The 12,001-nt window shown below is 65.6% G+C and carries 11 protein-coding genes; 6 read left to right on the top strand and 5 right to left on the bottom strand.

Annotated features, from left to right (window positions below):
• Window positions 1-22 precede the first annotated feature (22 nt).
• Together BMZ19_RS05345 and BMZ19_RS05340 are read left to right on the top strand one after the other, a co-directional pair.
• Window positions 23-784, top strand: coding sequence for a 4-hydroxy-tetrahydrodipicolinate reductase (locus BMZ19_RS05345; protein ID WP_090307980.1), 762 nt, complete (start codon window positions 23-25; stop codon window positions 782-784).
• 63 nt (window positions 785-847) lie between these two features.
• Window positions 848-3,526: an HAD-IC family P-type ATPase gene (locus BMZ19_RS05340; protein WP_090307978.1), complete on the top strand. Its 2,679-nt coding sequence runs from the start codon at window positions 848-850 to the stop codon at window positions 3,524-3,526.
• Between the two features lie 69 nt (window positions 3,527-3,595).
• On the opposite strand, the gene BMZ19_RS05335 is transcribed toward BMZ19_RS05340, so the two are convergent.
• The 4 genes from BMZ19_RS05335 to BMZ19_RS05320 form a co-directional block, all read right to left on the bottom strand.
• Window positions 3,596-4,399 (bottom strand): transglutaminase family protein, encoded by an 804-nt coding sequence (locus tag BMZ19_RS05335; protein WP_090307975.1) that lies wholly within the window; start codon window positions 4,397-4,399, stop codon window positions 3,596-3,598.
• A complete protein-coding gene (locus tag BMZ19_RS05330) occupies window positions 4,396-5,340 on the bottom strand; it encodes an alpha-E domain-containing protein (protein WP_090307971.1) in 945 nt (314 codons plus the stop codon). Before BMZ19_RS05330 ends, BMZ19_RS05335 begins: the two co-directional genes overlap by 4 nt.
• A gap of 12 nt (window positions 5,341-5,352) precedes the next feature.
• Window positions 5,353-6,792, bottom strand: coding sequence for a circularly permuted type 2 ATP-grasp protein (locus tag BMZ19_RS05325; RefSeq protein ID WP_090307968.1), 1,440 nt, complete (start codon window positions 6,790-6,792; stop codon window positions 5,353-5,355).
• 272 nt (window positions 6,793-7,064) lie between these two features.
• The gene (locus BMZ19_RS05320; protein ID WP_090307963.1) at window positions 7,065-7,403 is read right to left on the bottom strand and encodes a ribonuclease E inhibitor RraB; all 339 of its coding nucleotides are present in this window, start codon (window positions 7,401-7,403) and stop codon (window positions 7,065-7,067) included.
• A gap of 683 nt (window positions 7,404-8,086) precedes the next feature.
• Between BMZ19_RS05320 and BMZ19_RS05315 the strand changes: the two genes are divergently transcribed.
• From BMZ19_RS05315 to BMZ19_RS05300, 4 genes are all read left to right on the top strand, one after another.
• Complete coding sequence (locus BMZ19_RS05315; RefSeq protein WP_090307961.1) at window positions 8,087-8,710, top strand: DUF922 domain-containing protein; 624 nt, start codon at window positions 8,087-8,089, stop codon at window positions 8,708-8,710.
• Window positions 8,711-8,911: 201 nt separating this feature from the next.
• On the top strand, window positions 8,912-9,394 hold the full coding sequence (locus BMZ19_RS05310) for a GNAT family N-acetyltransferase (protein ID WP_090308298.1): 483 nt from the start codon (window positions 8,912-8,914) through the stop codon (window positions 9,392-9,394).
• 40 nt (window positions 9,395-9,434) lie between these two features.
• Window positions 9,435-10,499 carry an NAD(P)H-dependent flavin oxidoreductase gene (locus tag BMZ19_RS05305; RefSeq protein WP_090307958.1) on the top strand — a complete coding sequence of 355 codons (1,065 nt, stop codon included), beginning with the start codon at window positions 9,435-9,437 and terminating at the stop codon, window positions 10,497-10,499.
• Window positions 10,500-10,693: 194 nt separating this feature from the next.
• A complete protein-coding gene (locus tag BMZ19_RS05300) occupies window positions 10,694-10,900 on the top strand; it encodes a DUF1059 domain-containing protein (RefSeq protein WP_090307956.1) in 207 nt (68 codons plus the stop codon).
• 162 nt (window positions 10,901-11,062) lie between these two features.
• Here the strand turns inward: BMZ19_RS05300 and speE are convergent, their stop codons facing one another.
• Window positions 11,063-11,923, bottom strand: a complete 861-nt coding sequence (gene speE / locus BMZ19_RS05295; RefSeq protein WP_090307953.1) for a polyamine aminopropyltransferase — start codon at window positions 11,921-11,923, stop codon at window positions 11,063-11,065.
• Between the last annotated feature and the right edge of the window lie 78 nt (window positions 11,924-12,001).

The raw sequence follows: 12,001 nt of genomic DNA, 5'->3' as shown, positions 1-12,001 counted from the left end.
CAGACACTCGAGGACATGGAAATTGAAGGTTGGATTGATTGGTTTCGGACGCACAGGCAAATCTGTCGCCTCCGTTCTGCTTGAAAGCGACGCCACTGCACTGCAGTGGGTCATCCGCGGCTCGGCCAATCCCGAGCGCAAGTCGGCCGCTGACTGCCTGGGCGTGACCTCGGACAACCCCGCGCTGATCTTCGGCAGAGACGAGATCGCCATGGACAGCCTGCTCGACCGCCATCCGGTCGATGTGATCATCGACTTCTCCAGCGCCGACGGCCTCGACCTGTATGCCCGCGAAGCAGGCCAGCGCGGCATCGCCATTATCAGCGCCATATCCCAGTATCCCGAGGAGCGCGTCGAGCAGCTGCGGGCACTGGCCGAGCACACCCAGGTGCTCTGGTCGCCGAACATCACCATCGGCATCAACTTCCTGATCCTGGCGGCGAAGATCCTCAAGCAGATCGCTCCCGAGGCCGACATCGCGATCATCGAGGAGCACTTTGCCGCCAAGCCGGAAACCTCCGGCACCGCCAGGGTCATCGCGGAAACCCTCGATCAATGCAGCGACGACATCAAATCGATCCGCGCCGGCGGCATCGTCGGCCGCCATGAGATCCTCTTCGGCTTTCCCTACCAGACCGTGCGCCTCAGCCACGAGTCCATCGCCCGTGAGGCCTTCGGCAATGGCGTGCTGTTCGCCGCGAAGAACCTGCTGGCGCGGGACAAGGGCTTCTACAGCATGCAGGACCTGATGGAGCCGTACGTCTACGAGCGCCCGGATGGCTGAGCCCCCATACTTGCCGCTGGCGACGCGAATCGCCCTTGATCGGTTACCACCAGGAGAACCCCCATGCCCCCGGCAGAGCCACAGGATTGGCACGCACGCAGCGCCCAGCAATGCCTGGAGCAGCTGCACAGCCACACTGCCGGGCTGAGTGCAGATGAAGCCGAGCGCCGCCTGCACCAACATGGCCCCAACCGCCTGCCGGAAGCGGCCGGGACGGGCTGGTTCCGCCGTCTGCTGCTGCAGTTCCACAACCTGCTGATCTACGTGCTGCTGGGCTCGGCACTGCTGGTGGGCCTGCTCGGCCACACGCTGGACAGCCTGGTGATCCTCGGCGTGGTGGTGATCAACGCACTGGTGGGCTTCATCCAGGAGGGCAAGGCCGAACAGGCCATGCGCTCGATCCGCAAGCTGCTGACCCTCGACAGCCGAGTGCGCCGCAACGGGGTTAGCCATTCGCTGCCGGCCGAGCAGCTGGTGCCCGGAGACATCGTCCTGCTCGAAGCCGGCGACCGCGTACCGGCCGACCTGCGCCTGGTCGACTGTCGCGAGCTGCGCATCGACGAGGCCATGCTCACCGGCGAATCGCTGCCGGCCGACAAGAACTGCGCCGCCGTCGAGCGCGCCGCCAGCCTGGGCGACCGCCACGGCATGGCCTACTCCGGCACCCTGGTCAGTGCCGGCAACGGCACGGGCGTCGTGGTGGCCACCGGCCAGTGGACCGAGCTGGGCCACATCAGTGGCCTGCTGGGCCGGGTGGAAAGCCTGCAGACCCCGCTGCTGGCCGACATCCAGCGCTTCGCCCGGCAGCTCACCGCGGCCATCCTCCTGCTCGCCGTGCTGACCTTCCTGATTGGCGTGTTCTGGCGCGACTACTCGCCCAGCGAGATGCTGATGGCCGCCGTCGGCCTGGCGGTGGCGGCGATTCCCGAAGGCCTGCCGGCGGTGCTGACCATCGTCCTCGCCCTCGGCGTGCAGCGCATGGCGCGCCATCGCGCGATCATCCGCCGCCTGCCGGCGGTGGAGAGCCTCGGCGCGGTGACGGTGATCTGCTCGGACAAGACCGGCACCCTGACCCGCAACGAGATGACCGTGCAGCAGGTGTTCACCACGGCGCACAGCTACCAGATCGGCGGAGTCGGTTACGAGCCCAGCGGCAGCCTGAGCCGCGAGGGCTGCCTGCTCGCAGCACCGCCGGCCGATGACCTGCTCGAACTGGCCCGCGCCGGCCTGCTCGCCAACAGCGCCAGCCTGCGGCAGGGCGCCGAAGGCTGGCAGATCAGCGGCGACCCCACCGAAGCGGCGCTGCTCACCCTGGCCGGCAAGCTGGGACTGGACGGCGCCCATGAGCTGGGCCGCCTGCCACGGGTCGACAGCATTCCGTTCAGCCCGGAATTGCGCTGCACCGCCAGCCTGCATCACGACCACTCCGGCCACGGCCTGATCTACCTGTTCGGCGCCCCGGAGCGGCTGCTCGAGCTGTGCAACCACCAGTTGCACGACGGCAACACCGAGCGTCTCGATCCGCGCGTCTGGCATGCCCGCCTGCACGAGGGTGCGGCCAACGGGCTGCGCATGATCGGCCTGGCCATGCGCCCGCTGTCGAAACCACAGAGCCAGCTCGACTACGCCGACCTGGAGGGCGACTTCATTCTCCTCGGCCTGGTCGGCATGCTCGACCCGCCTCGCAAGGAGGCCATCGCCGCCATCGCCGAATGCCGCAGCGCCGGCATCGCGGTGAAGATGATCACCGGCGACCATGCCGCCACCGCCGCGGTGATCGCCGAACGCCTGGGGCTGGGCGGCGGCACGTCGCTGACCGGCGCCGAAATCGACCAGCTCGACGATGCCGCACTGGATGCGCGCCTGGCCGACACCACGGTCTTCGCCCGCACCAACCCGGCGCACAAGCTGCGCCTGGTGGAGCGCCTGCAGGCCCGCGGCGAGCGGGTGGCGATGACCGGCGACGGCGTCAACGATGCCCCGGCGCTCAAGCGCGCCGACATCGGCATCGCCATGGGCATCAAGGGTACCGAGGCGGCCAAGGAGGCCGCGCAGATGGTGCTGGCCGACGACAACTTCGCCACCCTCACCCATGCGGTGGAAGAAGGCCGCACGGTCTACGACAACCTGCGCAAGTCGATCCTGTTCATTTTGCCGACCAGCGCCGGGCAGTCGCTGGTATTGCTGGCGGCCATCGCCATGGGGCTGGGCAGCCTGCCAATCACGCCACTGCAGATCCTCTGGGTCAACATGATCACCGCCATCACCCTGTCGCTGGCACTGGCCTTCGAACCGGCCGAGGACAACCTGATGCAGCGCCCGCCGCGCGATCCGGCCGAACCGCTGCTGTGCGGGCAACTGCTGTGGCGCCTGTTGTTCGTCGGCCTGCTGCTCAGCGGCGCCAGCCTCGGCCTGTTCCTGTATGCCCAGGGGGCAGGAATGTCGCTGGAGGTCAGCAGGACGCTGGCGGTCAACGCCCTGGTGGCCGGCGAGATCGGCTACCTGTTCTGCGCCCGCCGCCTGCAGGGGCCGGCGAGCTTCTCCCTGAGTGACAACCCGATGGTCTGGGCGATGGTCGCCGTGCTGCTGCCGCTGCAGCTGGCGTTCAGCCACTGGTCCCCGCTGCAGACGCTGTTCGGCACCGCCGCCCTGGACGCCGCGGGCTGGGCGCTGGTGGCGGCCTGCGGCCTGGCCGTGTTGCTGTTGGTGGAGCTGGAAAAGTGGCTGATGCGCCGGCTGTAACCGAAGCGGCGCCCACTCGCCATGGGCGCCGGGCCGCCGCGCAACCCGTGCGGCCGGCGGCCGCGGCAATCACTGCTCCTGCGCTTGTTCCTGCTGCTGGGGGACCACCTGCAACTGGGCGTGCATCTGCTCCTGACCGCCGCCGCGGCACATGCCGCGCACCGGGCAGGCGTCGAGATAGTCGAGGCCGACCGCGAGCTTGAGGTGGCGCTCGGGACGGGCCAGTTGGTTGGTCACGTCGAAGCTGTACCAGGCGCCCTCGAGCCAGGCCTCGGCCCAGGCATGGCTGACCAGTTGGTCGCTGCCCGCGGCGCACAGGTAGCCGGACACATAGCGCGCCGGAATGCCCAGACTGCGCACGCAGGCGAGGAACACATGGGTGTGGTCCTGGCAGACTCCGGCGCCCAGGGCGAAGGCCTGCGCAGCGGTGGTCTCGACGCGGGTCGCGCCCGGGGTGAAGGGCATGTGCTGGTACAAGCGCTCCATCAAGCCGATCAGTGCCGCGCGGTCGCGCGACTTGCCACACACGCTGCGCGCAAACGTGCGCAGGGCGGCATCGGCCGCGGTCAGGGCGGTGCTGCACAGGTAGGGTAGCGGCGAGCCCGGATCGCTCTCGCTCTCGCAGCTCTCGTCGATCTCCACATGGCCATGAGCCTTGATGACGATGGCCTGATGCGGCTCGTCGAGGGTCAGCACGTGCAGAATGTTGCCGTGGCCGTCGCGCTGTGCATGGGCCGACTGCGGCAGCTCCAGCGCCCAGTCGAGTACCCGCTGGCGCGGGCTGTCCTGCGGCGTCAGGCGCAGATACTGAATGCTGGCACGCACCTGGTCGGCGTAGCGATAGGTGGTGCCGTGATGGATGGCGAGCTTCATACGGCCTCCAGATAGGCACTGTGGACGGCGCTACCCAGCTGGCGCACCAGCAGGATGTAGTCGTGAATCCAGGCCTGCAGTCCCTCCTCCAGCACCTCCTCGATGCCGGTGAAGCGCAGGCGCGCCTCCAGCTCGGCGGCCATGCGCTGGGCAGGGCGTCCATTGTTGCCGGGAATCTCGGCGAGGATCTGGCTCAGGGCGCCGATGCAGCTGCGCAGCGAGCGTGGCACCTCGGGGCGCAGCAGCAGCAGCTCGGCCACCTGGGCGACCCTGGGCGAGCCGCGATACAGGGCGGCATGCGCCTCGTAGGCCGACAGCGCGCGCAGCAGCGCACTCCACTGGAAGTAGTCGCGTGCTGAGGAGTCGCCCGGCGGCTCGTCGCCCATCAGCTGGTTGCGGGCGTCGAGCAGACGCAGGGTATTGTCCGCGCGCTCGATGAAGGTGCCGAGACGGATGAAGCGGTAGGCATTGCCGCGCATGATGGTGCCCTCGGTGGCACCGCGGAACAGGTGCGAGCGCTCCTTTACCCACTCGCAGAAATGGCTGGCACCGAAATTCGCCGGCGACTGCGCGGCGATGTGGCGCATCTCCAGCCAGGTGGCATTGATGTTCTCCCAGACGTCGGCGGTGATCCGCCCGCGCACCGCGTGGGCGTTGGCCCGCGCCGCGCGCAGGCAACTGTAGAGGCTCGCCGGATTGTCGGCATCGAGGGCGAAAAAGTGCAGGATGCGCTCGGCGTCCAGCTCGCCATGGCGCTCCAGATAGGCATCCAGGGTGCCGGTGATCAGCAGCGGCATGGCCAGCTCTTCCAAGCCATCGCCGCGACCGCCCTGCGGCATCAGCGACAGCGAATGGCTGACATCCAGCATCCGCGCCATGTTTTCCGCGCGCTCCAGATAGCGCGACATCCAGTACAGATCGGCAGCAGTACGACTCAGCATGACGGTTCTCGCTCAGACTTCGCGTGATTCAGCGGCGACGGTCGGTTCCTCGACCACCCAGGTGTCCTTGGTGCCGCCGCCCTGCGACGAGTTCACCACCAGGGAGCCCTCGCGCAGCGCCACGCGGGTCAGGCCACCGGGGACCAGGCGCACCTCGCGACCGGACAGCACGAACGGCCGCAGGTCGATGTGCCGCGGCGCGATGCCGCTGTCGACGAAGGTCGGACAGGTCGACAGGCTGAGGGTCGGCTGGGCGATGTAGGCTGCCGGGTTGGCCTTGAGGCGGGCGCGGAAGGTCTCGATCTCCGCCTGGCTGGCGGCCGGGCCGACCAGCATGCCGTAGCCACCGGAGCCCTGGGTCTCCTTGACCACCAGTTGCTCGAGGTTGGCCAGTACGTGGGACAGCTCGGCCGGCTTGCGGCACTGCCAGGTCGGCACGTTCTGCAGGATGGGCTCCTCGTCCAGATAGAAGCGGATCATCTCCGGGACGTAGGGATAGATCGACTTGTCGTCGGCCACTCCGGTACCGATGGCGTTGGCCAGCACCACGTTGCCCTTGCGGTAGGCCGCCAGCAGGCCGGGCACGCCGAGCATGGAGTCGGGATTGAAGGCCAGCGGATCGAGGAAGGCGTCGTCGATGCGCCGGTAGATCACGTCGACCGGCTGCGGGCCGGCGGTGGTGCGCATGTACACGCGCTCGTCGCGCACGAACAGGTCGGCCCCCTCCACCAGCTCGACGCCCATCTCGCGGGCCAGGAAGGCGTGCTCGAAGTAGGCGCTGTTGTAGCGACCGGGGGTCAGCACCACCACGCTGGGGTGGTCCACCAGGCTGGAACTCTTCAGGGTATCCAACAGCAGGTTAGGATAGTGGTTGACCGGCGCGATGCGCTGCCCGGCGAACAGCTCCGGGAACAGGCGCATCATCATCTTGCGGTTTTCCAGCATGTAGGAAACGCCGCTGGGCGTACGCAGGTTGTCTTCCAGCACGTAGTAGGTGCCGTCGCCATCGCGCACCAGATCAACTCCGGCGATATGCGCATAGAGGTTGTGCGGCAGGTCGATGCCCTGCATCGCCAGCTGGTAGCCCTCGTTGGCCAGCACCTGCTCGGCCGGGACGATCCCGGCCTTGACGATGCGCTGGTCGTGATAGAGGTCGCTGAGGAACATGTTCAGCGCACGTACGCGCTGGATGCAGCCCTGTTCGATCTTGCGCCATTCGCTCGCCGGGATGCTGCGCGGGATGGTATCGAAGGGGATCAGGCGCTCGGTACCCTGATCGTCGCCATACAGGGTGAAGGTGATGCCCGCGCGATGGAACAACAGGTCCGCCTCGCGTCGGCGCTGCTCCAGCTGCTCGGCCGGCGTGGCGGCCAACCAGCGGGCGAAGGTTCGATAGTGTGCCCGGCAATCGCCCCGGACGTCGTACATCTCATCGTAAGTGCTGCGAACCATGCTCGCGGGCTCCCTGTTTGTGCCTCTTGCCATGGATAATGCAAGAGCCGCGCCATTCTTATAATTCCATTTAAATCAGATACTTATACAAAAAAACAGGCACCAGCGCGCCAAAATGGCGCACCGCGTTCCTGCGCCGGCAAAGTGCATGCCTCAAAACAACGCAGACCGGCCATCACTCACCGGGCACGTGCCCGGAAGTCGGGCAACAATAGAAATTCCCTCCGCCGCTGCTCCTGCAACGGCGAACGGGATTACCTTCCAGCAAGCCTTCAGGGTCGCGTTTCGACCACCTCCTGGGTCACGCCCCAGCCATCCAGTACGCCACCCAACGGAGCTACCAGCTCCTGTAGGTCATGCTCGAAATCATCGATGCCGGCATGGGTTGCGTACATCACCTTGCTCACCTGCAAGTGCCAGCCCCCCTCACGCTGACTGACCTGGGCATTCAGCGATTCGCCGCGGAAACTCCTTGCCGCCTGCCGCGCTTTCTCCTCGTCGGTGAAAATCGCATAAAACTCGATCGGATGAACGCGGGCAAAGTCGAAACCACCCTCCTTCATCCGGCGCAAAACGGTGCTGCTGATATCGTCTGGAGCGATCGTAGCCATTGCCCGCACTCCTTGGTTTTTCATCAGTTGAAAATCCACAGCGAGTTCAGCCTAGACCCAAAACATGGCTGCTGTATAGCGCTCTCCCACTTGCCGGCGAGCCTTTGGCAGGCACGGCTGCGCGCACCGTCCTTGATCGTGACGAGAGCCAATGCCGCTGGACGAAAGACCAGCCCCGTCGACGACAGAAAAACATCGCACCTAAACGTCAAAAAACAATATTCATCTCATAAACCCAACCGAAGCAGACAACGGCCAGATCAGCAGATCCTGCCGACCATCCGGCTTGCCAGGCGTCATCAGACTGACCTCGCCGACACCGTAAGTGCTGATAAACAAGGAAAACCCAACCGCCGCCGGTGTTCCCGGCCACATGCGAGTACGGACTCTTCGACGCGCAGCAAGTAGCCAAAAAAATTCCGACCATAACCAGCAACAACACCGACAACAACTTATTGCCGCCAACTAAACACATAATTAATTATTCAAAATAAACCTGCCAACCTGCAATCGCCGAATTTCATATAGAGAACTTCAAGAAGCCACCAAAACCCCTGCTAGCTTCAATATTGCAAGCACATTAATACATCAGAAAACAATTAACGCCATCCCGCACCGAGTCTTGTGCGCGCATTTGCGCACCCGGAAATAAGGATGCGGGTAGCCTGCAGGGGCACACCACCATGAGAAACCTCAACTGCACCAGCGCTTGCCAGCCAAGCCCGTCAGGCGTTGCCCGCAGGCTCAAGCAGGCCACTTTCCTCATGACGCTCGCCCTGATAGCGCCAATTGCCTCCGCCGAAATCACTGAATCACTCACCTATAGCGACTATGAAGTTCAGGCCAACAATTCCAGGTCACTGGCACGGGCGCTGAACAATACTTCGCCGATCCGGCATGACGGACAAACCTTCCATGCCTACACCAGCTGGCGGGTGAACTGGCGCTATCAATGGGCTACGGATGCCAATGGCGATTGCCGGATCAGTGAGGTTTCCACCGGATTGAACACCACGATTCAACTGCCACGCCTAGTCGGCGGCAGCGATATCCTGCGCGAACGATTCCAGCGTTATCTGACGGCGCTGAACCAGCATGAACTCGGTCATCATCAGATTGGTCGCAAGGCAGCCCTCGAGGTCAACCGCCAGTTGCAGGCGATGCCCGCCATGAAGGACTGCCAGCGACTGAGCAGCGCCGCTAACAAGCTCGCCTCCCGGATCGTCAATCAGCTCAAGGATGAGGAGCGCACCTATGACCTGATTACCGTGCACGGCCGACTGCAGGGCGCGCGTCTGGATTACTGATTGCGCACCGCATATCCCTGCGCCAGCGCACGGGGCATACTTGCCGGCGCCAATCTGGAATAATTGCGCTGCCGTGTCGTGGGGCGACAGCCCTTGCGCGTCGCCACCACTATCCACCGACTGGCCAGCCCCTTCCCTGCTCCCGCGAAAGCCCATCGATCGATCCCTGCCGAACTGCCCATGAATTACCACCTGCGCCTGATGAGCGAGGACGACATCCCTGCCGTTCTGGCAATCCAGGAAGAGTCCTACCCCCACGAGCTGCTTGAAAGCGCCGCGATCATCCGCCAGCGCCTGCACAGCTTTCCCGAACTGGCCTGGGTCGCCGAGGATGCGCACGGCCTGTGCGCCTACCTGTTTGGCTACCGCTCCCTGGCCGGCAAGGTCACGCCACTGGACGGCGCCTTCAGCGCGCCGAACAGTCCGGACTGCCTGTACCTGCACGACCTCGCCGTGGCGCGCCGCGCCGCCGGACGCGGCATCGGCCCGGCGCTGGTGCGGCGCAACCTGGAGCACGGGCGCAGCCCACAGATCAAATATTCCGCACTGGTTTCGGTACAAGGTTCGGAGGACTTCTGGGCACGCCTGGGCTATGTCGCCGAAACCGAACTGGAGTCCGTGCAGCAGCACAACCTGGCCTCCTACCGGGTGCCGGCGTTGTACATGGTCAAGCCGCTGCATTGAGGCCAGACTACGGACTGTCCAGGCTCCAGGAGGAAACGCCATGTCCGCACCCAACACGCCGTTCGCCACCCTCACCGGCGTACGCCATCCGCTGATCCAGGCACCCATGGCCGGCGGCGCGACCACCCCGGAGCTGGTCGCCGCCGTATGCAACGCCGGCGCCCTGGGCTCCTTCGCCGCGGCCACGCTGTCGCCGGCGGCGATGCGCGAGGGGGTGGCACGGGTGCGTGCGCTGACCGACCGCCCGTTCAACGTCAACCTGTTCATTCTCGAGAACCCCGATCCCAGCGACGAGGAAGTGGCCCGCGCCCAGGCACGCCTCGATCCGTTGCGCGCCGAACTGGGCCTGCCACCCGGTAGCCGGCCGGCGCGCTTCTGCGAGGACAACCGCGCGCAGATCGAAACCCTGCTGGAGCTGGCGCCGCCGCTGGTCAGTTTCACCTTCGGCCTGCTCGACGCGACCACCGTCGCGCGCTTCCATGCCGCCGGCTGCCGGGTGATCGGCACCGCCACCACGGTGGCAGAGGCCCTGGCGTGGCAAGCGGTCGGCGCCGACCTGATCTGCGCCCAGGGCAGCGAGGCCGGCGGCCATCGCGGCACCTTCCTCGGCGATCCGCAGCAGTCCTGCCTCGGCCTGCTGGCCCTGCTGCCGCAGGTGGTGGCGGCGGTGAACATCCCGGTGATCGCTGCCGGCGGGATCATGGATGGCCGTGGCATCGCCGCGGCCTTGCTGCTCGGCGCCCAGGCCGCGCAACTGGGCACAGCCTTCCTCTGCTGCCCGGAGTCGGGCATCCCCTCGATCTGGAAGGAGGCGATCCTCGCCGCCCGCGACGACAGCACGCGCCTGACCCGCGCCTTCTCCGGCCGCCTGGCGCGCGGCATCGCCAACGACTTCATGCGCCGCCTGGCGGCGGCGGAAGACGAGGTGCCCGCCTATCCGGTGCAGAATGCGCTGACTGGCGATATTCGCCAGGCCGCCGTCCGCCAGGGGCGCAGCGAATACCTGTCGCTGTGGGCCGGCCAGGCCGCCGGGATGGCCCGCACGCTGCCGGCCGGCGAACTGGTCCGCACACTGATGGAGGAGATGGCCGCCTGCCGCCCCTGAAGCCCGCAGACCGCTCGGCGGAATTTCCCGCCGCAAGGTGGCGGATGAACGTGGCGACCTATACTTAAAACAGAGCCAGACAGCCCCAGGCCAACAACAAAAAGCTCGGAGCTGTCGACTTCAGGGCCCTGACTCCCACCATAGCGGGAGGGAGGTCAGGCCAGTTGGGCCCTAGCGATCTGGAGGGCGCCATCATGTCCAGGTACTACATCGATTGCCGGGACCACCCGGGCGACGTGAAGTGCACAGTGGCACTGGCCGCCGACACCAAGGAGGAACTGCTGGAAGCCGTTGTCGAGCACGGACGTAGCGTGCACGGCTACGAAGACACTCCGGAGTTCCGCAATCAGATCATGCAAGGGATGAAGGAAGGCACGCCACCCATCAACCAGGCGGTGTGACCATCAACCAACCGGGAAGCCAGCCGCTCACCCGGACCTGTACCCTCGGCAATACGAGGGAGGGTCAAGGCACAGACTGCAGATGGCGGCAGCAATCCCGTCTCAAACGCGAAGGGGCCCTGATCGGGCCCCTTCGCTATTGCTGCCTGCTGCGTGCAGGTATCAGTCGTTGCTCGGCTTGTGGATCGCCTGCAGCACGTACTGCGGCAGGGCGAAGGCGCCCTGGTGGACGTCGGCGTTGTAGTAGCGGGTAACGATGCCGCTGCCGGCGAAGCGCTGGCGCAGGGTTTCCAGCGGCAGCTTGCGGTAGTCGGCGTTGGTGCTGCCCCAGGCGAAGGTCATCGCGCCGCCGATGTAGGTCGGCACCGCCGCCTGGTAGAAGTGCCAGTCGGCGAACAGGCCGTGCATGCGCTTGGCGGTGGTCTGCACTTCGCCCAGCTGCATGAACGGGGTGCCGTTCTGGGTGACCAGGATGCCGCCGTCGTTCAGGCAGCGGCGGCAGGCCTCGTAGAAGTTCTCCGAGAACAGCACCTCGCCCGGACCGATGGGGTCGGTGGAGTCGGAGATGATCACGTCGAACTTCTCCTCGGTGGTGGCGACGAAGCGCATACCGTCGTCGATCACCAGGTTCAGACGCGGATCGTCGAAAGCGCCCTTGGAGTGGTTGGGCAGGTACTGCTTGCACATCTCGACCACGGTGCCGTCGATCTCGACCATGGTGATGTGCTCGACGCTGCGGTGCTTGGCGACTTCGCGCAGCATGCCGCCGTCGCCGCCGCCGATGATCAGCACGCGCTTGGCCAGGCCGTGGGCGAGGATCGGCACGTGGGTGAGCATCTCGTGGTAGATGAACTCGTCAGCCTCGGTGGTCTGGATCACGCCGTCCAGCGCCATCACCCGACCCATGCGGGCGTTCTGGAAAATCACCAGATGCTGATGCTCGGTGCGCACTTCGTGGAGCATCTCGTCGATGCGAAAGCGCTGGCCGTAACCATCGTAGAGAGTTTCCTGGTAGTCGCTCATGGGCGTATTTTCCTTGCAAGTCATTGAAAATATAGCGAAACCTGGGTTTCGCAGAGAATCGGGATTTTAGGCAGCGAG

This window comes from Pseudomonas linyingensis (genome assembly GCF_900109175.1).
GTDB classification, from domain to species: Bacteria; Pseudomonadota; Gammaproteobacteria; order Pseudomonadales; family Pseudomonadaceae; genus Geopseudomonas; species Geopseudomonas linyingensis.
This window is presented reverse-complemented; position numbering and strand designations above follow the sequence as displayed.